General features: G+C 64.1%; 22 protein-coding genes. 14 read left to right on the top strand and 8 right to left on the bottom strand.

Going from position 1 to position 22,217, the window contains the following annotated elements; all coding sequences use genetic code 11:
- Positions 1-82 precede the first annotated feature (82 nt).
- Positions 83-442 carry a hypothetical protein gene (locus tag AS189_RS19965; RefSeq protein WP_129587265.1) on the bottom strand — a complete coding sequence of 120 codons (360 nt, stop codon included), beginning with the start codon at positions 440-442 and terminating at the stop codon, positions 83-85.
- Between the two features lie 167 nt (positions 443-609).
- Between AS189_RS19965 and AS189_RS12420 the strand changes: the two genes are divergently transcribed.
- The 14 genes from AS189_RS12420 (at position 610) to AS189_RS12355 (ending at position 14,951) form a co-directional block, all read left to right on the top strand.
- On the top strand, positions 610-1,296 hold the full coding sequence (locus tag AS189_RS12420) for a TetR/AcrR family transcriptional regulator (protein WP_082634271.1): 687 nt from the start codon (positions 610-612) through the stop codon (positions 1,294-1,296).
- Between the two features lie 74 nt (positions 1,297-1,370).
- Positions 1,371-2,168 carry an enoyl-CoA hydratase-related protein gene (locus AS189_RS12415; RefSeq protein WP_062289405.1) on the top strand — a complete coding sequence of 266 codons (798 nt, stop codon included), beginning with the start codon at positions 1,371-1,373 and terminating at the stop codon, positions 2,166-2,168.
- 38 nt (positions 2,169-2,206) lie between these two features.
- Positions 2,207-3,352, top strand: coding sequence for an acyl-CoA dehydrogenase family protein (locus tag AS189_RS12410; RefSeq protein WP_062289401.1), 1,146 nt, complete (start codon positions 2,207-2,209; stop codon positions 3,350-3,352).
- A gap of 76 nt (positions 3,353-3,428) precedes the next feature.
- Positions 3,429-4,175 (top strand): SDR family NAD(P)-dependent oxidoreductase, encoded by a 747-nt coding sequence (locus AS189_RS12405; protein WP_062289398.1) that lies wholly within the window; start codon positions 3,429-3,431, stop codon positions 4,173-4,175.
- A 53-nt stretch (positions 4,176-4,228) separates the two neighbouring features.
- Positions 4,229-5,899: an AMP-binding protein gene (locus AS189_RS12400; RefSeq protein WP_062289393.1), complete on the top strand. Its 1,671-nt coding sequence runs from the start codon at positions 4,229-4,231 to the stop codon at positions 5,897-5,899.
- Positions 5,896-7,083 (top strand): acyl-CoA dehydrogenase family protein, encoded by a 1,188-nt coding sequence (locus tag AS189_RS12395; RefSeq protein ID WP_062289390.1) that lies wholly within the window; start codon positions 5,896-5,898, stop codon positions 7,081-7,083. The genes AS189_RS12400 and AS189_RS12395 overlap by 4 nt, the downstream gene beginning before the upstream one ends.
- A gap of 7 nt (positions 7,084-7,090) precedes the next feature.
- Positions 7,091-7,867, top strand: a complete 777-nt coding sequence (locus AS189_RS12390) for an enoyl-CoA hydratase/isomerase family protein (RefSeq protein WP_062289386.1) — start codon at positions 7,091-7,093, stop codon at positions 7,865-7,867.
- 1 nt (position 7,868) lies between these two features.
- Positions 7,869-8,738, top strand: coding sequence for a 3-hydroxyacyl-CoA dehydrogenase family protein (locus AS189_RS12385; protein ID WP_082634270.1), 870 nt, complete (start codon positions 7,869-7,871; stop codon positions 8,736-8,738).
- A complete protein-coding gene (locus AS189_RS12380; RefSeq protein ID WP_062289384.1) occupies positions 8,735-9,961 on the top strand; it encodes an acyl-CoA dehydrogenase family protein in 1,227 nt (408 codons plus the stop codon). Before AS189_RS12385 ends, AS189_RS12380 begins: the two co-directional genes overlap by 4 nt.
- Before the next feature lie 26 nt (positions 9,962-9,987).
- Positions 9,988-10,755 carry an SDR family NAD(P)-dependent oxidoreductase gene (locus AS189_RS12375; protein ID WP_062289381.1) on the top strand — a complete coding sequence of 256 codons (768 nt, stop codon included), beginning with the start codon at positions 9,988-9,990 and terminating at the stop codon, positions 10,753-10,755.
- A gap of 10 nt (positions 10,756-10,765) precedes the next feature.
- On the top strand, positions 10,766-11,794 hold the full coding sequence (locus tag AS189_RS12370) for a MaoC family dehydratase (protein WP_062289377.1): 1,029 nt from the start codon (positions 10,766-10,768) through the stop codon (positions 11,792-11,794).
- Positions 11,787-12,998, top strand: a complete 1,212-nt coding sequence (locus tag AS189_RS12365) for a thiolase family protein (protein ID WP_062289375.1) — start codon at positions 11,787-11,789, stop codon at positions 12,996-12,998. Before AS189_RS12370 ends, AS189_RS12365 begins: the two co-directional genes overlap by 8 nt.
- 262 nt (positions 12,999-13,260) lie before the next feature.
- Entirely contained in the window at positions 13,261-13,638 is a 378-nt protein-coding gene (locus tag AS189_RS12360) for a YciI family protein (protein ID WP_062289371.1), read from the top strand.
- On the top strand, positions 13,635-14,951 hold the full coding sequence (locus AS189_RS12355) for an RNA polymerase sigma factor (RefSeq protein ID WP_062289368.1): 1,317 nt from the start codon (positions 13,635-13,637) through the stop codon (positions 14,949-14,951). Before AS189_RS12360 ends, AS189_RS12355 begins: the two co-directional genes overlap by 4 nt.
- On the opposite strand, the gene AS189_RS12350 is transcribed toward AS189_RS12355, so the two are convergent.
- The 7 genes from AS189_RS12350 to AS189_RS12320 form a co-directional block, all read right to left on the bottom strand.
- Positions 14,925-15,179, bottom strand: coding sequence for a hypothetical protein (locus AS189_RS12350; protein ID WP_129587264.1), 255 nt, complete (start codon positions 15,177-15,179; stop codon positions 14,925-14,927). The two genes, AS189_RS12355 and AS189_RS12350, sit on opposite strands and share 27 nt — an antisense overlap.
- 58 nt (positions 15,180-15,237) lie before the next feature.
- Positions 15,238-15,873 carry an SRPBCC family protein gene (locus AS189_RS12345; protein ID WP_062289362.1) on the bottom strand — a complete coding sequence of 212 codons (636 nt, stop codon included), beginning with the start codon at positions 15,871-15,873 and terminating at the stop codon, positions 15,238-15,240.
- A 90-nt stretch (positions 15,874-15,963) separates the two neighbouring features.
- Complete coding sequence (locus AS189_RS12340) at positions 15,964-16,842, bottom strand: FAD binding domain-containing protein (RefSeq protein WP_062289359.1); 879 nt, start codon at positions 16,840-16,842, stop codon at positions 15,964-15,966.
- The gene (locus tag AS189_RS12335) at positions 16,839-19,256 is read right to left on the bottom strand and encodes a xanthine dehydrogenase family protein molybdopterin-binding subunit (protein WP_062289357.1); all 2,418 of its coding nucleotides are present in this window, start codon (positions 19,254-19,256) and stop codon (positions 16,839-16,841) included. Before AS189_RS12335 ends, AS189_RS12340 begins: the two co-directional genes overlap by 4 nt.
- Before the next feature lie 91 nt (positions 19,257-19,347).
- Positions 19,348-19,794, bottom strand: coding sequence for a (2Fe-2S)-binding protein (locus AS189_RS12330; RefSeq protein WP_062289354.1), 447 nt, complete (start codon positions 19,792-19,794; stop codon positions 19,348-19,350).
- Positions 19,795-19,912: 118 nt separating this feature from the next.
- Positions 19,913-21,112, bottom strand: a complete 1,200-nt coding sequence (locus AS189_RS12325; RefSeq protein WP_082634268.1) for an XdhC family protein — start codon at positions 21,110-21,112, stop codon at positions 19,913-19,915.
- Positions 21,105-22,217: a vWA domain-containing protein gene (locus AS189_RS12320; RefSeq protein ID WP_062289351.1), complete on the bottom strand. Its 1,113-nt coding sequence runs from the start codon at positions 22,215-22,217 to the stop codon at positions 21,105-21,107. Before AS189_RS12320 ends, AS189_RS12325 begins: the two co-directional genes overlap by 8 nt.

Genomic DNA, 22,217 nt, shown 5'->3' with positions numbered 1-22,217 from the left:
GGGGCCATTTCCGTAATTCCCCGCGGCGTTGCCTGACGGCCTCCTTGGCTACTGACAGATGCCCAGATGATGTCGAACAGCTTCAGCTCCTCGGTGCGCGCCAGCGTGCTACGCCCCAGGACATTAAGGGTGGCAAGCCCCAGAGCCTTGGTGGGTGGGTGGTCGTCAAGCGCGCGGTCCAGTGCCCATTGTGCGCGCGTCCACCATTCGCTTCTTTCGTCTGAGCGGCGTTTTTGTTCAAGGGCATCCGCATCGGATTCGCGCTTTGTGCCAATGCCAGGGCATCGGCTTGTGTGCGCTGTCTGAGCGTGAATCCGCCGATGACGGCGGCCACAATGGCGCCAAGCAAAATGGCGAGGGGACCAAGCGCACCGAGGATTTCCCACCACTGGGCAGGAACGGGGTCCAAAGTGACGGCGACCGGTGCTGGTGATGGACTCATGGGGCCATTCTAGACTCACGGCTTCGGCACCGGACTGGGACAGCAAGCAACTAGAATCCCGGCCGAAACGACTTCCAACCCACTTGACGTACGTCACAATGCAACCTAAACTCATTAAAAGTGAATAGACATTCATTTTGTTTGAAGATCAGTTCAATGAGGCGGCAATGAGTTCAGCATTACCTAACCAGCAAAACGTCCACGTGTTTGACCCGGCTAAGGCAGCGAGTGAAGCGCGGGCCACATTGCGCAAGAGACAGCTTCTCAGCGCCGCCGCACGCCTCATGGCCCGCGACGGTGCCGACTCAGTCTCGATGCATGCACTGGCTACCGAAGCCTCCGTCAGCGTCGGCTTGATCTACCGCTACTTCGGCAACAAGGAAGACCTCCTGCTGGCCGTCATCGTGGAAGTCCTGGACGCCTTTGATCATCAGGTTCCGGCAGCCATCGAAGCCGCGGGAACCGATCCCGTAGAACGGATTGCCGCAGCGTTCGCCGCATACTGCAACGTCATCAACGAACACCGCGACGCGGCTGTGCTGTCCTACCGGGAATCGAAATCTCTGGGTGCCGAGGGCCGGAACAAGATCAAGGAACTGGAAATCAGCACCGTGCTGCCCTTGCAGCAGGCCGTCCTTGAAGCCATCGATGCGGGCCGGCTGGTGCGTGTCGATGCCGAGCTCTTCGCCTACAACTTGCTACTGCTCGCCCACGCGTGGGCGCTGAAACGCTGGTACTTTGAACGCTCCTTTGACTTCGACACGTATGTCCGCAAGCAAACCGCCGTCGCTCTTGCCGCGGTTGTGCAAGCCGAACACCGGGCCAGCTACAGCCACCTCCTGGACCTGAGCTAAACAGCCAGCCACAAAAAGAGTCACCCACTCAAACTTCACCTGACACATCGACGTGACACACGAAAGGCTTTGACATGACCAACTATGAAGACATCATCTACGAGGTCGAAGGCCCCACAGCCATCATCACCATGAACCGGCCGCACCGCTACAACGCCTTCCGTGGAAAGACAGTGGAGGAACTCATCAAGGCCTTCCGTGCCGCCTGGGCCGACCGCTCGGTGCAGGCCGTCATCCTCACCGGCGCCGGCGAGAAAGCCTTCTGCACCGGCGGCGACGTCAAGCAGCGTGCCGAAACCGGCGACTACGGCCCCACCGAATCCGGCATGTTTGAAATCGGCAACTTGCACAAGCTCATCCGCGACATCCCCAAGCCCGTCATTGCAGCCGTCAACGGCATTGCCGTCGGCGGCGGACACGTCCTCCATGTCCTGTGCGACCTCACCATTGCCGCAGACACCGCCAAGTTCGGTCAGGCTGGACCCCGCGTGGGTTCCTTCGACGCCGGTTTCGGCTCCGCCTACCTCGCCCGAGTGGTGGGGGAGAAGCGGGCCCGTGAGATTTGGTTTCTGTGCCGCCAGTACGACGCCGTCACCGCCGAACGCTGGGGCCTGGTCAACACGGTGGTTCCGGCCAGCGAGCTCATGAGCGAGGCGAAGGCCTGGGCCGCCGAGATTGCCGAGAAGAGCCCCACGGCACTGCGCTTCCTGAAGCAGTCCTTCAACGCAGACTCCGACCACATGGCCGGGCTGAGCAACCTCGCCATGTCCGCATTGGACCTGTTCACAGCCTCACCCGAAGGCCTGGAAGGCGCCGCAGCCTTCGCCGAAAAGCGCAAGCCTGCGTTCAACGAACACGTGATCAGCCACTAAATCAGCCTCTAAAGACTTCCGCCAGAAAGGCGCGCACCATGGATTTCACGCTTACGGCGTCGCAGAAGAAATACGTCAAGGAGGCCCGCACCGTGGCTGCCATGATCGCTCCCGGATACAAACAGCGGGAAATCGACCGGGCCATCGCCCCGGAACTACGCCTTGAAATTGGCGGGCGGGGGCTCATCGCCCCCGAGCTACCCGTGGAACTGGGTGGCCGTGGTGAACGCCGGCTGACGTCCGGCCTGATCACCGAGGAAATCGCCCGCGGTGACTTCAACGTGGCCTATCTGCAGGTGGTGGGCTCCCTGGTGGGCCAAATCCTGGCCCAAAGCGCCAAACCCGCCGTCGCTGCCCGCTGGGTTCCCAAGATCGCCAGCGGCGAGGAGATCGTGGCCATCGGCCTCTCCGAACCCGGTGCGGGCTCCGACGCCGGCAACCCCTCACTGACGGCGCGTCGCGAACGTGGCGGCTGGGTCCTCAACGGCACCAAGTCCATGTCCTTCGCCAAGCAGTGTGGCGCCACCGTTGTCTTCGCCAAGACTGATCCGGAACAACGCCGGGGCCGGGGCATCAGCGCCTTCCTCGTCGACATGGCCGGGGACGGACTGGAAGTTGAGGGAGTCAATGACATGGGAACCCGCGCCGTCACCCGTGGCTTCGTGCACTTTACGGACGCTTGGATTCCCGAGGATCACCTGATTGGTGACGAAGGTGCAGGATTCACCCAGGTGATGCAGGGCTTTGACTTCAGCCGGGCCCTCATCGGCCTGCAGTGCATTGGCGCGGCCGCCGTCACGGTGGAGGAAACTTGGGCGCATGTCTCATCCCGCCAAGCCTTCGACCAGCCACTGAGCAAATTCCAGGGCGTTGCCTTCCCCCTGGCCGAAAGTGAAACCCTCCTGACCGCGGCCCGTCTGCTGTGCCACCAGACGCTGTGGCTCAAGGACGAGGGCCTGCCGCACACCTCCCAGGCCGCCATGTGCAAATGGTGGGCCCCCAAAACGGCGTACGACGTCATTAACTCCTGCCTGCTGTTGCACGGCCAGTTCGGCTACATGCAGGACCTGCCCATCGAACAACGCATGCGGGACGTCCTGGGACTGCAAATTGGCGACGGCACCGCCCAAATCATGAAACTCATCATCTCCCGCCAGTCCGTCGGCCGGGAATTCGCGCCGTAACTTCAACGCCAAACACAGCGCTGCTAAAGCGCTCCATTTCGACTGTTCAAAACCCTCAAATGCAAGGAAGCACATCATGGGAAAGCTTGAAAATAAGATTGCCATCGTGACCGGCGCCGGAAGTGGCATCGGGCGCGGCATTGCCGAAAAACTCGCTGCTGAAGGCGCAACGGTGGTGGTCGGCGACATTAATGAAGCCGCCGCCAACGAGACGGCAGGGGCACTGGGAAACGATTCCATCGGGCTCGTCGCCGACGTCACCAGCCGCGAGTCAGTGGATGCCATGGTTGCTGCGGTGACTGAAAAATACGGCCGGATCGACATCCTCGTCAACAATGCCGGCTGGGACAAGGTTGAACCGTTCCTGCAAAGCAAGGTGTCCGACTGGGACCGCGTCATCGCCATCAACCTCTACGGAACACTGCACTGCAGCCAGGCCGTGCTGGCCGTCATGGCCGAACAGGGCCACGGCGCAGTCATTAACATTGGCTCCGACGCCGGACGCGTTGGCTCCTCCGGGGAAGCCGTCTACTCGGCGGCCAAGGGCGGCATCATCGCCTTCACCAAGACGGCAGCCCGCGAAATGGCACGTAACAAGGTCACCGTGAACTGTGTGAGCCCCGGCCCCGCCGACACCCCGCTCTTTGCCGGCATCAGCGCCGAGAACCCCAAACTGCGGGAAGCACTGGAACGGGCCATCCCGCTGCGCCGGTTGGCCCAGCCAGCCGACCTGGCCAACGCCGTCGCCTTTTTCGCCTCCGATGAAGCAGCCTTCATCACCGGCCAGACGCTGTCCGTCAGCGGCGGCCTCACCATGAGCTGATCCCACTAAGGGTTCAGCGTTTCTCTCAATGACGAGTGTGAAGGGTTAGCACCATGACTTTTGAAACCATCCTGACGCCGGAGCAGACGGAACGCTTCATGGCGTCCGGTGACTGGCGCAACAAGACGCTGACGGACTTTCTGGACGAAGCCGCCGCCGCGACGCCGGAGAAAACAGCCAGTGTGGACGCCCGCCGCAGCGTCAGCTACGCGGAGCTGAAGCAACAGGTGGACAGGTGTGCCCTGGGCCTGCTGGAACTGGGTGTATCACCCGGGGACGTCGTCTCGATCCAGCTCCCCAACTGGATCGAATGGCTTGTGGTCCACTATGCGGCCGTGCGGATCGGGGCCATCACCAACCCGCTGATCCCCGTGTACCGGGATCGAGAAATCGGCTTCATGATGGAGCGGTCCCAGGCCAAGGTCCTTGTCATCCCGTCCAGTTTCCGTGGCTTTGACTTTCCCGCCATGATCGAGCGACTCCGGCCAAAACTGCCCAGCCTGGAACACGTTCTGGTTGTGGACGCCGGAGAGGAACTCGCCGAAGGATTTCACAGCTGGGAGGAGTTCATGGCCACGGCCTGGGAGGAACGCCGTGACCCTGCGGAGCTGCCCGCACTGCGGCCGGATCCCAACGCCCTTTCGCTGCTGATTTTCACCTCGGGAACCACCGGGCAGCCCAAGGGTGTCATGCACACCCACAACACTCTCGTTGCCGGCAGCGTGCCGTGGCCCGACAAACTGGGCATGGACCAGCAGTCCGTCATCCACATGGCCTCCACGTTCGCGCACCTCACGGGATACCTGTACGGAGTGTCCCTGCCACTCCAGCTTGGCGCCACCGGCATCTTCCAGGACGTGTGGAACGCAGAAGCATTTGTGGAACTCGTGGAAAAACACGGCATCGCGCACACCTCCGGAGCCACACCGTTCCTGCATGACCTACTGGAGGCGCCGAATCTGGCTTCCCGGGATGTTTCCTCACTTAAAAGGTTCTGCTGTATGGGTGCGCCCATACCGCGCGTCATGGTCCGCCAAGCGCGGGAAGAACTGCCGGAGATGAGCGTCTTTGGCGGGTGGGGCCAGACCGAATGCGGACTCGTCACCATGGGCAGTCCCAGCGATCCGGTCGAGAAAATTATCACCAGCGACGGGCGGGCACTGGGTGGCATGAGCATCCGCATCGTCGACCTGGACGGGGCCGTGCTGCCGGAAGATGCCGAGGGCCGCCTGCAGATCCAAGGTCCGTTCCTGTTCCAGGGCTACCTCGGACAACTTGACGCGACCCGGGAGCTGTTTGAGGGTGACTGGTTCGACACAGGGGACCTGGGCAGCATCGACGCCGAGGGCTACTTGAAAATTGCCGGCCGCACCAAGGACGTCATCATCCGCGGCGGCGAAAACATCCCCGTGGCCTATGTCGAAAATGTACTGTACGAGCATCCCGACATCGATGCCGTCGCCGTGGTCGCCATTCCACACCCACGCCTGCAGGAGATCGCCTGTGCTGCCGTGACTCTCCGGGCAGGCTCACCGGAATTCAGCTTTGCCGCTATGCAGGCCTTCCTGCAGGAGAAGGGCGTGGCGAAGCCATATTGGCCCGAGCGGCTGGAAGTAGTCTCGGACTTTCCACGCACGCCGTCGGGCAAGATTCAAAAATTCCAGCTGCGCGAGCGCTTCACCGCCTCCGAACTCGCCACCCAATCCACGAAGGACACACCATGACAACCGCCGCTAACCAAGCCGATTCAGCCCAGCGTTCGGACGTGCTCAACCTTGACGCCCTGCTCAGCGCCGAAGAGCTGGAGCTGCGCAACACCGTGCGCACGTTCGTGAACGAGCGCATCCGGCCCAACATTGCTGCCTGGTACGAGGACGCCGTGTTCCCCGTGGAAATCGTGAAGGAAATGGGTGCCCTGGGCCTGCTCGGCATGCACCTGAAAGGGTACGGCTGCCCCGGCCGCTCCGCGGTGGAGTACGGCATCGCCGCCATGGAACTGGAGGCCGGAGATTCCGGTCTGCGCACCTTTGTCAGCGTGCAGGGCTCCCTGGCCATGAGCGCCATCCACAAATGGGGTTCCGAGGAACAGAAAAACCAGTACCTTCCCGGCATGGCGAAGGGTGAGATCATCGGCTGCTTCGGCCTGACCGAACCCACCGCCGGCTCCGACCCGTCCTCCATGGCCACCTTCGCCCGCCGCGACGGCGACGGCTGGGTGCTCACCGGCGCCAAGCGCTGGATTGGGCTGGCCTCAATTGCCCAGATCGCTGTTATTTGGGCCATGACTGACGACGGCGTCCGCGGCTTCCTGGTGCCCACGGACACCCCCGGTTTCACAGCCACCCCCATCCAAGGGAAACTGTCGATGCGCGCCTCCATCCAGTGCGACCTCACCTTCGAGGACGTCAGGCTGCCGGCCGATGCCCTGCTGCCAGGCGCGGAAGGGCTGCGCGGCCCGTTCTCCTGTCTCAACGAGGCACGCTACGGCATCATTTGGGGAACCATGGGAGCCGCCCGGGACAGCTACGAAGCCGCATTGGCCTACTCATTGGAACGGCTCCAGTTCGACAAGCCGCTGGCCGCCTACCAAATCACTCAGCAGAAGCTGGTCAACATGCTCCTGGAAATCCAAAAGGGCACCTTGCTGGCCATCCACACCGGTCGGATGAAGGATGCCGGCACGCTGGAACCGGTGCAAATTTCCGTGGGCAAACTGAACAATTGCCGTGAGGCCATTCAAATCTGCCGTGACGCCCGTGCCATCCTGGGCGGCAACGGCATCACCTTGGACTACTCGCCGCTGCGCCATGCCAACAACCTCGAATCGGTGCGCACCTATGAGGGCACCGATGAGGTCCACACCCTGATCCTGGGCAGCCATATCACCGGCATCCCCGCCTTCCGCTAGGAGCGCCATGAACTACGAAACGATCCTCACCGACATCCGCGACGGGCTCGGCATCATCACCATCAACCGGCCCGAATCCCGCAACGCCCTCAGCCGCACGGTGCTGGCAGAGATTGCCGCCGCGCTGGAGGCGTTCCGCGGCAACCCCGACGTGGGCGTGGTGGTCTTCACCGGCGCTGGGGAGAAAGCCTTTGTGGCCGGTGCCGACATTAACCAGCTGGCGGGCTACACCATGCTCGACGGACTTTCTGCCGCCATGGCCACGCTCTACGACGCCATCGAGTCCTACGAAAAGCCCACCATTGCGGCCGTCAATGGCTTCGCCCTTGGTGGCGGCAACGAACTGGCTATGTCCTGCGACATCCGCATCGCCTCCGCCAACGCCCGCTTCGGACTGCCTGAAACGAACCTGGGCGTACTGCCCGGGGCCGGCGGCACGCAGCGGCTGTCCCGGCTGGTAGGCAAGGGACGCGCCGTCGAACTTATCCTGACGGGGCGCATCTTCGAGGCGGAAGAGGCGCTGCGGATCGGGCTGGTCACCGAGGTGACCGAACCGGGGGAGCTGATGGCCGCCGTCGAACGCACCGCCGGGCTCATCCTGGCCAAGGGTCCGCTGGCCATCCGCCTGGGCAAACTCGTCATCAACAACGGCAGCGAGACGGATCTACGCACCGGCCTGCTGCTGGAGCGCCTGGCGCAGTCGCTGCTGTACACCAGCAACGACAAGGCCGAAGGTGCCGCAGCGTTTTTGGAAAAGCGCCCCGCCAAATTCGAGGGGAACTAACGTGGTGGTCAACAACATCCTGGTGGTCGGCGCCGGGGCCATGGGCTCGCAGATCGGCATGGTTGCGGCGCTGGCCGGATATCAGGTCACGGTACAGGACATCTCCTCCGCCATGCTGGAACAAGCGGAGGCCCAGTTACGCTCCCGCATGGACGCCAGCGTTGCCAAGGGGCGGATGAGCCGGGAGGATGCCGACGCGGCGCTGGGCAGGCTGGCTTTCTCCGAGGACCTGGCCGAGGCCGCCGCCACTACCGACCTCGCCATCGAGGCGGCAACGGAGAAGCTGGAGATCAAGCGCGGCATCTTCACGGCCCTCGATGCGGCTGCTCCGCCCCACGCCATCCTGGCAACGAATTCCTCCACGTTCGGCTCGTCCAAGGTTGCCGATGCCACCGGCCGGCCGGGTCAGGTGTGCAATATGCACTTCTTCAACCCGGCACTTGTCATGAAGTGCGTTGAAGTGGTCCGCCACGAGAGTACCTCCCAAGACACCATTGACACAGTTCTGGCGGTGGCCAAACGCATGGGGAAGGCGCCCGTGCTCATTGAAAAAGAGATCCCGGGCTTTGTGGCGAACCGGCTCATGGGTGCCATCCGCGACGAGGCGCTGCGGCTGTACGCCGACGGGATCGCCAGTTTTCAGGATATCGACACAGCGGCTAAAACGGCGCTGGGCCACCCCATGGGGCCCTTTGAACTCATGGACCTGGTGGGCCTGGATGTCAGCCACCAGATCCGCCAGGCCACCTTTGCTGAGACGGGTGATCCGGCTGACCTGCCGCATCCTGCACTGACAGCACTGGTGGAACGCGGGGATTACGGCCGCAAGAGCGGGAAGGGCTGGTACAGCTATGACGGGGTGCAAAAATGAGCACGCATGACGAACTGACGGCCGCCCTGGCCCGCGGACTGACCGAGGCCAGGGACACCGACTACTACCTGCTCTTCGACAAGCTCGGCCCGGCCGAAAAGGCTGTCAAGGACAGAGTGCGTGGCTTCGTGAACACCAGACTGCTTCCTGTCATCAACGACTACTGGGAGCGTGCGGAGTTCCCGCATGAACTCGTGCCGCCGCTGGCGGAGCTGGGCATCATCGGCTCCACCATTGACGGGTACGGTTGTCCTGGCCTGAGCCGGCTCGGCGCGGGCATGGCCACGGTGGAGATGTCGCGCGGGGACGGCTCCATGAACACGTTCATTGGTGTCCAGTCCAACCTGACCATGGGCACCATCAACATGCTCGGCAGTGAGGAGCAAAAGCAGCGCTGGCTACCTCGCATGGCCACGCTTGAGCTCATCGGGGCTTTCGCCCTGACCGAACCCGGGCATGGTTCGGATTCGGTGGGGCTGGAGACCTCGGCCCGCCGCGAGGGTGACTACTGGGTCCTCAACGGGCGCAAGCGCTGGATCGGTAACGCCAGCTTTGCCGACGTCGTGGTGGTGTGGGCCCGGGATGAGGCCGATGGCAAAGTCAAGGCCTTTGTCGTGGAGAAGCACGACGGCGCGTACCCGGCCGGTTACCGGGCGGACCTCATCACCGGCAAGATCGGCAAGCGTGCGGTGCTGCAGCCGGACGTTGTGCTGGAGAATGTCCGGGTGCCGGCGGAAAACCGCATCGCCAACGCACAGTCATTCAGGGATGCCTCGGCCGTGCTGGCCTCCACCCGCGGTGGCGCGTCGTGGGAGAGTTTGGGCCACGCCACGGCTGCCTATGAGGCTGCCGTGACGTATGCGCTGGTCAGGGAGCAGTTTGGCAGCCCGATTGCCAGCTACCAGCTGGTCCAGAACAAGCTCGCCAACATGCTGGCCGAGCTGACGGCCATCCAGCTGATGTGCTTCCGCATGGCCGAACTGCAGGAGTCGGGCCAGTGGACGGGCACCATGGCCTCCATTGCGAAGATGCACAGCGCCCAAAAAGCCCGCTGGATTTGCTCCGAGGCCCGGGACATTCTGGGCGGCAATGGCCTGCTGCTTGACTTCCATGTGGCCAGACACCTGACAGACATGGAAGTGGTGCACACCTACGAAGGCACTGACTCCATCCAGTCGCTGCTGATCGGCCGGGACATCACCGGCATGTCGGCCTTCAAATGAGCGCGCCACAGGAACAGGGGCCCAGCATGAACGGTAGTTTCGGCGGACGCGGAGTACTGGTCATTGGCGGCGGAGGAATTGGCTCCCAGGTGTGCCGCGACCTTGCCGCCGCGGGCGCCAGCGTCTACTTCACCTACTTCAGCAATGCCGCCACGGCCGCTGAGCTGGCGGCTGCTTTGCCCGCGGGGTCCTGCGCCGGCTATGCGGCACTGGACGCCACGGATGATGCCGCGGTTGAACACGTGGTGGCCACGGCAACCCGGGAGTTGGGCGGTGTGGACACCCTGGTCGTGACGGCCGGGCACCGGCATCCGCTGGCGTTGTTTCAGGAGACGACGGCGGCCACCGCAGCCGGGATCCTGAACACCGAACTCGGCGGCCCCATGAACGCGGTCCGCGCGGCGCTGCCGGCCATGGTGGCCGCAGGATTTGGCCGCATTGTTCTGGTGGGATCGGACAGCGGGAAGACCGGGTCTGTGGGGGACGCTGCCTCGGCAGCAGCCCGTGGCGGGCTGATCGCCTTTGCCAAGTCAATAGCTCGGGAGAATGCCGCGGCGGACATCACCGTCAACGTTGTCTGCCCGGGACCGACTGATACCGATCTGTTGGCCGGGATGACCGCGGCGGAGGGCCTCACAGGAAAGGTGATGAACGCCGTCGTGCGTGCCGTGCCCAAGCGCAGGCTGGGCTCGGTGGCCGAGATTTCCGGTGCGGTTATCTACCTTGCCGGAGCGGATGCCGGCTTTGTCACCGGACAGGCCGTCAGCGTCAGCGGCGGCCTCACGATGCAGTAGGAGGGGTGACTTGAGCATTGATGTGAGCCTTGTGGGCACATCGCTTGGGACCGTCCAGCGCACGTGGAACGGCGATTCCGCCATGCTGTACGCCCTCGGTGTCGGCGCGGGGGCCGGCCTCGGGGACCGGGAGCTGGCCTACACCACCGAGAACAGCGCCGGTGTCCCGCAGCAGGTACTGCCTAGCTTTGCAACAGTGTTGGGATTCCCTGCGGTGGCGCTTCTGGATCAGGGCGGCACGTCCAGCCCCGGCGTGTCTGGTGGAATAGCCACCCGCGGCGGGCCGTCCATCTTTGGTGAGTATCCGGTGTCCACCGTGCTGCACGCTCGACACGAGCTGACACTGCACAGACCCCTGCCCGTAGCCGGTGCTGGCGATGTGTCGGCCGTGGTCACCGCGGTGCACGACACCGGCGCACATGCACTCGTCACCATCACCACCGAGCTGCGGGCAGCGGAACCCGCGGCCGGCTGGCCCGGGAGCCCCGAGCTGAGCGGCCCTAAGGCCGCCGGTCCCATACCTGGCAGCACCACGCCAGGTAGCCCAGAGCAAGGTGCGCTTCTGGCCACCAACCGGGCCACGTTCCTAGTCCGCGGGGCGGGCGGTTTTGGCGGGCCCCGGCCGGAACCGACCCGGTGGCATGCGCCAGATCGGGAGCCGGATGACGCCGTAGACCATCCCACCAGCACCACTCAGGGCCTGCTATACCGCCTCAGCGGGGATCGGAACGCGCTGCATTCGGACCCGCGCGCCGCACGGAAAGCCGGTTTTGACCGGCCTATCCTGCATGGTTTGTGTACCTACGGCTTTGCTGCTCGGGCGTTGATTCAATCCGTCTGTCACGGCGACGCAACCGAGTTTGGCACCATGACCGCACGGTTCACCAGCCCGGTGTTCCCCGGCGACAACCTTTCCTTTCGGATCTGGGACGACGGGGACACGGTGCATTTCCAGGGGCTCGTGTCCAGCCGTATGGTCCTGGACCAGGGTTCCTTCACACGCAGGCCAAACGTCAACAAAGGAGTCACAAATGACTGAAGCATTTCTGATCGGCGGAGCACGAACCCCCGTGGGCCGCTACGGCGGGGCCCTGTCCAGCGTCCGCCCGGACGACCTCGCCGCCCTGGCAGTCCGGGAGGCCGTGCTGCGCGCCGGGATCGACCCGGACACTGTCGATGAAGTGATTCTGGGCAACGCCAACGGGGCGGGTGAGGAAAACCGCAACGTGGCCAGGATGGCGTGGCTGCTGGCCGGCTTCGGCGACCACGTGCCGGGGCTGACAGTGAACCGGCTGTGCGCCTCCGGCCTGAGCGCGGTGATCCTGGCCGCGCAAATGGTCAAGTCCGGTGCGGCCGACATTGTGGTGGCCGGAGGAGTGGAGTCGATGAGCCGCGCACCGTGGGTCCAAGCTAAACCCACCCAGGCGTTCGCCAAACCCGGCGAAAGCTTCGACACCTCCATTGGCTGGCGTTTCGTCAACCCCGAATTCGACTCCGGTGCCCTGTCCCGGGGCGGCAAGATGACCCTGTCCATGCCGGAAACCGCCGAAGAGGTGGCAGAGGTCTACGGCATTTCCCGTGAGGACTCCGACGCTTTTGCCGTCCAGTCCCACGAGCGGGCCCTGGCCGCCATTGCTGCCGGGCGGCTCCGGCCCGAGATTGTGCCCGTCACCGTCAAGGGCAGGAAGGGCAGCACCGTGGTGGACACGGATGAGGGTCCCCGGCCCGGGACCACCTTGGAGGTGCTGGCCGGACTGCGGCCGGTGGTCAAACCCGGCGGGGTGGTCACTGCTGGGAACGCCAGCACACTCAACGACGGTGCCTCGGCCATTGTTGTGGCCTCCGCGGACGCTGTGAAGAAGTACGGGCTCACACCTCGGGGTCGGATTGTGGACGGCGCCTCGGTGGGTGTGGCCCCCGAGACCATGGGGATCGGACCGGTGCCTGCCACCCGGAAGGTGCTGGCGCGGGCAGGGTGGAACTTGGCCGATATCGGAGCCGTGGAGCTCAATGAAGCTTTTGCCAGCCAATCGCTTGCCGTGATGCGTGAACTCGGGCTGGACAACGGCATTACCAACAACGACGGCGGCGCCATCGCCCTGGGCCATCCGCTCGGTTCCAGCGGCTCACGCCTGGTGGTGACGCTGCTGGGCCGGATGGAACGCGAGAATGTGGACCGGGGATTGGCCACCCTGTGTGTGGGTGTCGGGCAGGGGACCTCACTGCTGATTGAGCGCCCTTGATCGCGTAATGGCAGCCCCCGCCCAACGCTCCCGCAGCAAATGGGGTCAAACCCGATACGCTCCCGCAGCAAATGGGGTTAAACCCGATACGCTCCCGCAGCAAATGGGACTTTTTCCGCAACGCTCTTGCACATATTTCACTGCGGGTGTCGATCCGGCACACCGCCAATCGTCATCACTGTGCACGCGCCGGGGAACGCACCTTGGCGGGCCATCTGCCGCAGTTCATGGACGGCGGGTCAATCACGAAGGAGAATTAGTCATGCGATACTCACTGCTTTTGCACTACCCGGAGATGGACGCGGCGTCACTCAGCGAGGAAGCCATGGCGGAGGGGCAGCGCGCCTTCGCCAGCTACGCGGCCACACTGCACCAGGCCGGTGTGCTTCTCGGCGCCGAGATCCTCCAACCGTCGTCCAACACCACCACGCTCACCTTGGCCGACGGCGTGCTGCACGTCCAGGACGGTCCGTTTGCTGACACCAAGGAGCAGCTGGGCGGCACCTTTGTGATCGAGGTCCCGGACCTCGATGCGGCCATCGAATGGGGCCGGCAGGCCCCCTCCATAGCGTGGGGATCCGTTGAAGTGCGTCCCGGTGCCTTGTTCACGGTCGACGGCGCCTGGCGGCCGAATACGTGAGCGCACAGGAAGCGCGGGCGGCCGCAGAGCGGACGGCCCGGGCCTCCTATGGCCGTTTGCTTGCGTTGCTGGCAGCCTCGACGGGCGACCTCGCGCAGGCCGAGGATGCGCTGTCCGCCGCGTTTGAACAGGCGTTGATCTCCTGGCCGTCCGACGGCGTGCCCGCAAATCCGGAGGCGTGGCTGCTCACGGTTGCCCGCAACCGGCAGCGGGATTCCTGGAAGTCGGCCTACAACCGGGCGTTTGCGCCGTTGGACACAACGGGTGAGCTGGGGCGTGATGCCATGGCCGCTGATGTGGTGGAAGTGGATGTGGATGCAATTGCTGACAAACGGCTGGAACTGCTTTTTGTCTGCACCCACCCGGCCATCGACCCCGCCGTGCGCACGCCGCTCATGCTGCAAACGGTCCTAGGTTTTGATGCAGCCCGCATCGGAGCCGTGTTCAATGTCCCAGCGACGGCCATGGCCCAGCGCCTGGTCCGGGCCAAGAAACGCATTAAAGAGGCCCGCATCCCCTTCGTGGTTCCATCCCGTCAGGACATGCCCGGCCGGCTGTCCGCGGTACTTGAGGCCATCTACGGCTGCTACGCGATTGCCTGGGTGGGCGAATTCTTGCAGAACGGTGGCGTAGGAGACGCCAGTGATGCACGCGGCGTAGCTGCGGCAGACGACTTGCGGGGTGAGGCCCACTACCTCGCGATGACGCTTGCCCAGCTGCTGGAAAACGAAGCGGAAGCATGGGGACTGGCCGCGCTGATCGCCTTCTCCTTAGCAAGGGTGCCGGGACGTCTTGAGCCAGCTGAACCGGGGCGGGACCGGAGATTTCGCCCGCTCGAGGAGCAGGACACCGCGCTGTGGGATGCCGCCCTTATCGCAGAGGGTGATGCGTGTTTGCGGCGGGCCGTAGCCGTCGCTGTGCCGGGGCGCTTCCAGCTCGAGGCGGCCATCCAGGCCGTCCATTGCGCCCGGGCCCGTTCAGGGCTGACGGACTGGACTGCGTTGCGCACCCTCTATGCGGCACTTGTGGCCGTGGCACCCAGTCTGGGTGCGCAGGTGGCCCTGGCCTCCGTGATCGGACGGGTAGAGAATCCGGAGGCGGGGCTCACGGCGATGGGCGCCATAGCTGCCGGTGAACCCGCCGGGGTGCGTGCCGCCGTCGAACGTTTCCAGCCGTTCCATGCCGCCCGGGCCGAGCTGCTGGCTCGAGCAGGTCGCACGGCCGAAGCCTCAGCGGAGTTTACGGCCGCCGCTTTCATGACGCATGAGCCCGCGGTACGGCACTACCTAGTAAACCGCGCGGAAGTCGGCTGAGCCGGAGAATCCGGCAGCTATTTTTGCCGGCCAAAGATCTGTGGCGAGAGTGGTCTCTGCGACCGCGAGCGCCTCTTGCGTGGACGTGCCGCCCGTGGCCGCTTTTTCGATGCTGCGGTCCGGCGCCGCTTCACTGTCCCATTGGCCATGAGTCACATTCCGCCAGCTGCGGCGGACCTCCCAGACCAGCGGAACCTGCCCGGGCGCGAACCCGCGAAGGAGAAGCACGACGCCGGTCCCCACCACTAGCGCAGCCGTCCCGTGCCCCGGGTGGTGGGCCGTGGTGTCAGCGTTTGCGGCCCCTGCTGCACCAGACGATGACGGCCAGGACCGCGAGCACACCCAGAACTGCCGGACCAAAACGCTTGGCCAGCACCGGCAGCACTGCCGAACCTAGATCTAGTTCCGGGGCTGCCGGTGCCGGAATAGCCTGCACGGGAGGCGCGTCATGGCGTGCCGCTGGCGCTGGCGGGGTACCGATATCTGGTGGAGCAGTCGCAGTGGCAGGCGCCGCAGAAGCCGCAGTGGCAGCTACGGGTGCAGGTACTTCTTCTGGCTCGGGCGAGCCTTCCGCCTTGCGGATCACGCACTGCACAAACTGTTCCAGCAGCTTGTCCGAGATGTCCTGGATGACGCCTCTGCCAAATTGCGCCGGCTTGCCCGTGACGTTCATATCGGTTGAAACATCCACAGTGGTGCCGTCGCCGCTGGCAGCCAACGCTGCCGTGACGGTGGCACCTGCCGTGCCGTTGCCGCGTTTGTCCTTCCCTTGTGCCTCGATGACAACCGTGTGAGTGGCCTCATCGCGCGAGAGGAAACGCCCCGTACCCGTGTAGAGCATGGCGATGGGCCCCAACTTGATCTTGACCGTGCCGGTGAAGGTGTCCCCGTCCACCCCGTCAGGGTGGCCCCTGGAAAGCACGGCGCAATTTCCTCAAGTTGGTTGAAGGCATGCCACGTATCTGCCAGGGATGAGGGGACGCTGAAATGGTGTTTGAGTTCCATGGCGCTCCTAGCCCCTTTCCTCTGAAAGTCCGACGGCGGCCAGCACCGCACGCTTGGCCAGCACCGTTACGAGGTGGCGCCGGTAGGCGGCATCCCCGTTCAGGTCACTGGCCGGTTCCGTTCCATCCGCGGCGTTGGCACAGGCTGCCGCAATGGCGCCCACCTCCACGGCACAGCCTGCGAGCGCAGACTCGGTTGCTGAGGCTCGCAGGGGAGTGCTGGCCATGTTGGTCAGTCCCAACCGGGCCTGGGCAATCATGCCACCTTCCACCTGAACAAGGGCGGCCACAGCAACAATGGACCATTGCTGGGCCACCCGGGTGAACTTCTCATAGTGTGAGCCCCACCCGGTGTACTTGGGCACCGTAATGCTGGTGAGAATCTCGCCTTCTTGCACAGCCGTGGTGAAGTAGCCCTGGAAGAAATCGGCCGCGGCCACCGAACGCTGACCGGATGGGCCGCTTAGGTTGAACATAGCGTCCAGAGCAAGGATCGGGGCAGGCATGTCACCGGCCGGATCCGCATGGACCAGGGCACCGCCAATGGTCCCACGGTGCCTGACCTGAGGATCAGCGACTGTGGCGGCGGCCTGAGCCAACAACGGCACAAAGGAGGCAATCAGAGGATCTGTTGCCACCGTGTGGTGCGGGGTCATGGCCCCTATGCTGAGGGTCCCGCCGTCGTCCGTGATGCCGGACAGTGAAGGAATCCGCCCCAAGTCCACCACCATGGAAGGATCGGCCAGGCGCAGCTTCATGACGGGGATCAGGCTTTGGCCACCGGCGAGCACCTTGACGTCCTCACCGGCAGACTCTGCTGCGGCCAGGAGCGAAAGCGCCTCCGCAACCGTGGTGGGCGCGGCGTAATCAAATTCGCTGGGAATCATTGCACACCTCCGGTGGTCTTGGCTTCCTGCAGGGCATGCCACACACGGGCTGGCGTGCACGGCATCTTGATGTCTTTCACGCCGAGGTGCCGGATGGCGTCCAGCACCCCGTTGACGATGGCCGGGGTGGAGGCGATGGTTCCTGCCTCGCCCACACCCTTGGCGCCGAGTTGGTTGCTGGTGGCCGGCGTTTCTGTCCTGGCCGTGATGTAGTGCGGCAAATCAGGGGCGCTCGGGACCAGGTAGTCAACGAACGAACCTGAGACCAAGGTGCCGGCATCGTCATAGACGGCTTCCTCGTACAGTGCCTGTGCGATTCCCTGAGCCAGGCCTCCGTGGACCTGGCCCTCAACGATCATGGGGTTCACCACCACTCCAATGTCATCCACGCACACATACTTGAGCACGTTGACCTCTCCTGTTTCGATGTCAACCTCCATGGCCGCCAGGTGAGTGCCGTGCGGGTAGGAGAAGTTGCTGGGATCGAAGGTGGCCTCTGAGTCCAGATTGGGCTCCATGCCATCGGGCAGGTTGTGGGCGGAGAACGCGGCGAAGGCAATCTCACCGAAGGACGTGGATGTCTCCGTGCCCCTGACGGTGAAGGAACCGTTAGCGAACTCGAGATCCTGCTCGCTGGCCTCCATCATGTGGGCTGCAATGGTCTTGGCCTTCTCAATGACCTTGTCCGCGGCGGCCAGCACGGCCATGCCACCTACCGTCAATGAGCGGGAGCCGTAAGTGTCCATGCCACGTTGGGACACCTGCGTGTCGCCGTGCAGCACCTCAACGCTCTCAAACGGCACGCCCAGCCTGTCAGCCACAAGCTGGCTCCATGCTGTTTCGTGGCCCTGCCCGTGGGCCGAAGATCCGGTGACGACTTCCACGTTGCCGGTGGGCAGCACCCGCACCTGGGCGTGTTCCCAGCCGCCGGCCGCATAGTTCAGTGCACCGAGCACCCGGGACGGAGCCAGTCCACACATCTCGGTGAAGGTGGAGATGCCAATGCCCAACTGGACGGTCGCGCCGGCGTCGCGCCGCCGCTTCTGCTCGGCGCGCAGTTCCTGGTATCCGAACAAACCCAAGGCCTTCTCGGTGGCCGCTTCATAGTTGCCGGTGTCGTATTCGAGCCCTGCCACCGTGGTGAACGGGAACTCGGTGTGCTTGATCCAGTTCTTCTCCCGCAACTCCAACGGGTCCATGCCCAACTCAACGGCCAGCTCATCCATCATCCGCTCAATGGCGAACGTGGCCTCGGGCCGCCCGGCTCCACGGTACGCATCCGTCCATGCCTTGTTGGTGAAAATGTTGTGGCACTCAAAGTGGTAGGCAGGGAACTTGTAAATCGAGTTGAACATGAACGCGCCCAGCACCGGGATGCCGGAGGTGATCAAGCCCAAATAGGCGCCCATATCCGCCAACAGGTCCACATGCAGACCCGTGACAATGCCGTCCTTGCTGGCACCGATCTTCAGCCGCTGCACCTGCGCCCGCCCATGGTGGCCCACCTGCAGGGACTCGCTGCGCGTCTCGGTGAACTTGCAGGGCTTGCCCATGCGCCGGGCCGCCAAAAGCGTGATCACCTCTTCCGGGGTGACCTGCAACTTTCCACCAAATCCGCCGCCCACATCCGGGGCAATGACCCGCACCTTGCTTTCGGGAATGCCCAGCGTCAACGCCAACATGAGCCGGAGAATGTGCGGGATCTGCGTGGCACTCCACATGGTGATCTGCTCACCCGTGGGATCCACCACCGTTGAGCGCGGTTCCATGAACGCCGGAATGAGCCGCTGCTGGTACAGGGTCCGTTCTACCACCACATCGGAGGCAGCTAACGCCTCATCAATGGCGGTGCCCGTACCGGCCTCGCCCGAATCAAACACCCACGTGGCCGATTTGTTCGATTCCAGTGAAGTGTGCGCCAGCACCGCATCCGTTGCGGCTTCCTCTAGGTCCATAACCACCGGCAGCTCATCGTAATCAACATCCACAAGTTCGACGGCGTCCCGGGCGGCGGCCATACTGCGGGCGATCACCACCGCCACAATCTCTCCGGCGAAGGCTACCTCCTCCACGGCGATGGACGGATGGCTGGGCGCCTTCTGATCCGGGGTGACGGGCCAGGCGTTGGGCAGGGAACCCTGCTCAGCCGCTACATCGGCTCCGGTCAGCACGGCCATGACCCCCGGCGAAGCCTGTGCTGCCGAGACATCAATGGAGGTGATCTTTGCGTGCGCAAAGGGGCTGCGCACCATGGCCAGATGCAACATACCCGGCAGCACCATATTGTCTGTGAAACGCGAGCGCCCCGTGATGAGGTGCGCGTCCTCCTTACGGAGGCGGGCGGTGCCAACTTCGGAGTGCCCCTGTCCGGAACTTCCCGGTCCGGCACCGCTGGTTTCTGTTGTAGCGGTCATGACACACCTGCCGTTTCGGAATTGTCCTCGAGCAAGGATGGGGAGACCGAGACACCGGAATCGTCATACTGGACACCGTCCGCCACAGACTTCACGGCAGCCACAATGTTTGGTAGCCCGTGCACCGGCAGAGGTTGCCCTCCAGCCCCTCACGGATCTCGGTCTCAGTAGGGTGGGGATTCTCTTTGAGAAGCGACGCCGACTGCATGATCATGCCCGGCGTGCAGAAACCGCACTGCAGTGCGTGGCACTGGTGGAATGCCTCCTGCAACGGGGCAAGTTTGCCGTTCTGCGCCATGCCTTCGATGGTGGTGACCTGGTGCCCATCAGCCTGCACGGCAAACATGGTGCAGGATTTCACGCTGACACCATCCAGATGCACAGTACAGGCACCGCAGTTGGTGGTGTCACAGCCAATCAGGGTGCCTGTTTTGCCCAGCCGCTCACGCAGGTGCTGGACCAGCAAAAGTCTTGGTTCGACGTCGTCCGTGTAACTGACGCCGTCAACCTCCACGGTGATTGATATGGAACTCGCCATTGAGAACTCCTCTAGTTTCCTTGGAGTTCAGACGCCATTGCCTGTCTCCTGCCCATGATGTGCAACACGTTACATCACGGGCAGGAGGATAGTTAGAGGCCCGGGTGGCTAATCCGCATTAGAGGGGCGAACCATCACTTTCATCCTCATGTGCGGCGTCAGCGAGGGGTACATGGTGTATTCGCACGTGCTGATCACTCGCAGTGTCGCTGAGCGTATCGCGCAGCAGATCGCTCAGGCGCCGGCCCTGCCCGCCCCACCGCAGTGCAATAATCTCCGCCGCAATGGACACGGCCGTCTCCTCCGGGGTGCGCGAGCCCAAATCCAGCCCGATGGGGCTGGAGAGATGGGATAGTTCCGGCTGGGTAAGGCCCGCCTCGCGGAGCCGCTCCATGCGGTCATCGTGGGTTTTACGCGAGCCCATGGCCCCCACATAGGCCACCTCGTGGCGCAGCGCCACCTCCAAGAGCGGCACATCGAATTTTGGATCGTGGGTCAGCACACAAATCACGGTACGCGGATCCACCAAGCCGGCGTCAATTTGCGCCTGTAAATACCGGTGCGGCCACTCCACCACTACCTCGTCCGCCACAGGGAAACGGGCCCTCGTGGCAAACACAGCACGGGCATCACAGACCGTGACCCGGTATCCCAGGAAGCTGCCCTGCCGTGCCACAGCCGCGGCGAAGTCAATGGCGCCAAACACCAGCATGCGTGGCTGTGGGGCAAAGCTGGCCACAAAGACACGCATGCCGTCCCCGCGCCGTTCCCCATCGGGTCCGTACATGAGCGTGGTGTTGCGTCCGGCCGCCAGCAGGCCCATCACGTCATCGCTGACGGCCTGGTCGGCGCGGTCGCTGCCCAAGGATCCGGCAAATCCGTCGGGGTGAACCACCAAGTGGCGCCCCAGCCACGCCGGGTTCGGGTGCTCAATGACCGTCACCACGGCCACGGGCCTATCTGCGTCGAGATCGGCAGCCACCTGGGCCAACTCCGGAAACGTGGCCTGAGAGACGGCTTCGACAAACACGTCAATGATGCCGCCACACGTCAGCCCTACCTCAAAGGCAGCATCGTCGCTGATGCCGTAACGCTGCAAGACGGGGCGACCACTAAGTGCCACCTCGGAAGCGAGCTCGTACAGCGCACCTTCCACGCACCCGCCGGACACGGACCCCACAGCCAGCCCCTCGGCGTCGACCATCATGGAGGCACCGGCCGGTCTCGGCGCCGAGCGAAACGTGCGCACCACCGTCCCCAGCCCCACGGTGCGCCCGGCCGCCACGGCCTCCACTAAATCCTTCAACACCTCACGCATTGCTCATCACAGCCAACAACTCCTCGAAGCTCTTTAGTGAATGGCCCCCGACAAAGTCATCAACGTGCGGCAGGACGGCCCTGATTCCCTGCTGCACGGGTTCATAACCGGGCTTGTCCCGGTGAGGATTGGCCCAGATGACGCGCCGCGCCACCTGATGCAGCCGCTCCACCTGCCTGCCCAGCAGTGCCGGGTCACCGCGTTCCCATCCGTCACTGACAATAACGACGACGGCGGATCTGGCCACCGCGCGCTGCCCCCACCGTTCGTTGAAGGCGCGCAGCACCTCGCCCAGCCGGGTGCCACCTGACCAATCCGGGACCGTGCTCCCGGCCAAGGCCAGAGCATCATCGGCGTCGGGCGCACGGAGCGCGGCGGTAACCCGAGTCAGGCGGGTGCCCAGAGTAAACACCTCCACCTGATGTGGGGCAGCTTGGAGCACATGGTGGGCCAGCCGCAGCAAGCTGTCCGCATAGGGAGACATGGACCCGGAGACATCAATGAGCCAAGCGATCCGGCGTGGCTTCCGTGGTGTGCGCCGGTATTTCAGCGGCCCCGGCTCACCGCCGTGGCGCAGCTGTTCGCGGAAGGTGCGGACACTGTCAATCCTCCCGGTGCGCCCTGGCAGTTTCCGGCGGGAAAGGCGTGAGGGCAGCGTGACGGGTAGCTCATCGAAGAGGTGGTGCAGCAGTGCCCGTTCGGCGGCATCAAGCGTGGCCACATCTCGGTGGCGCAGCAGTTCGCGCCGGCTGGCCACGGCACGCAGAGACTCTTCGCTGCGTTCGGAACCGTCCGGGGCTTCGTGGTCCTCGTTGAGCGCGGCGGCTTGGACTGTAGCTGCTGCGCCCTTCTCTGCCTGGGCGACGGCCTGGACGGGAGTGAACCAGCGTTCAAAAGTCCGCTGGTAAGTGTCCAGATCCTCGGGGGCCGCGCAGAGGGTTGCCCGCCCAGCCCAAAACACATCGCTGCGATTCTCGATCGACAGCTGTGACACGGCATCGACAAAACTGCGTGAGCGTTCTGTGCTGACCTTGACGCCGGCGGCTCGCACGGCGGCGGCGAAAGCCAGCAGGATCTCCTCAGCACTCTTGGCTGCCGCGGGCAT

The sequence above is a fragment of the Arthrobacter alpinus genome (genome assembly GCF_001445575.1).
Taxonomy (GTDB): Bacteria; Actinomycetota; Actinomycetes; order Actinomycetales; family Micrococcaceae; genus Specibacter; species Specibacter alpinus_C.
The sequence above is the reverse complement of the archived record's forward strand: the minus strand, read 5'-3'. Positions and strand labels throughout refer to the sequence as shown.

Bases quoted from the DNA above. Each gene is read 5' to 3' on its own strand.
- AS189_RS12325 (WP_082634268.1), bottom strand. From the start codon at position 21,112: ATGCGTGAGGTGTTGAAGGATTTAGTGGAGGCCGTGGCGGCCGGGCGC.
- AS189_RS12335 (WP_062289357.1), bottom strand. From the start codon at position 19,256: ATGACCGCTACAACAGAAACCAGCGGTGCCGGACCGGGAAGTTCCGGA.
- AS189_RS12420 (WP_082634271.1), top strand. From the start codon at position 610: ATGAGTTCAGCATTACCTAACCAGCAAAACGTCCACGTGTTTGACCCG.
- AS189_RS12365 (WP_062289375.1), top strand. From the start codon at position 11,787: ATGACTGAAGCATTTCTGATCGGCGGAGCACGAACCCCCGTGGGCCGC.
- AS189_RS12330 (WP_062289354.1), bottom strand. From the start codon at position 19,794: ATGGCGAGTTCCATATCAATCACCGTGGAGGTTGACGGCGTCAGTTAC.
- AS189_RS12360 (WP_062289371.1), top strand. From the start codon at position 13,261: ATGCGATACTCACTGCTTTTGCACTACCCGGAGATGGACGCGGCGTCA.
- AS189_RS12390 (WP_062289386.1), top strand. From the start codon at position 7,091: ATGAACTACGAAACGATCCTCACCGACATCCGCGACGGGCTCGGCATC.
- AS189_RS12405 (WP_062289398.1), top strand. From the start codon at position 3,429: ATGGGAAAGCTTGAAAATAAGATTGCCATCGTGACCGGCGCCGGAAGT.
- AS189_RS12320 (WP_062289351.1), bottom strand. From the start codon at position 22,217: ATGCCCGCGGCAGCCAAGAGTGCTGAGGAGATCCTGCTGGCTTTCGCC.
- AS189_RS12395 (WP_062289390.1), top strand. From the start codon at position 5,896: ATGACAACCGCCGCTAACCAAGCCGATTCAGCCCAGCGTTCGGACGTG.
- AS189_RS12340 (WP_062289359.1), bottom strand. From the start codon at position 16,842: ATGATTCCCAGCGAATTTGATTACGCCGCGCCCACCACGGTTGCGGAG.
- AS189_RS12380 (WP_062289384.1), top strand. From the start codon at position 8,735: ATGAGCACGCATGACGAACTGACGGCCGCCCTGGCCCGCGGACTGACC.
- AS189_RS12415 (WP_062289405.1), top strand. From the start codon at position 1,371: ATGACCAACTATGAAGACATCATCTACGAGGTCGAAGGCCCCACAGCC.
- AS189_RS19965 (WP_129587265.1), bottom strand. From the start codon at position 442: ATGAGTCCATCACCAGCACCGGTCGCCGTCACTTTGGACCCCGTTCCT.
- AS189_RS12410 (WP_062289401.1), top strand. From the start codon at position 2,207: ATGGATTTCACGCTTACGGCGTCGCAGAAGAAATACGTCAAGGAGGCC.
- AS189_RS12375 (WP_062289381.1), top strand. From the start codon at position 9,988: ATGAACGGTAGTTTCGGCGGACGCGGAGTACTGGTCATTGGCGGCGGA.
- AS189_RS12400 (WP_062289393.1), top strand. From the start codon at position 4,229: ATGACTTTTGAAACCATCCTGACGCCGGAGCAGACGGAACGCTTCATG.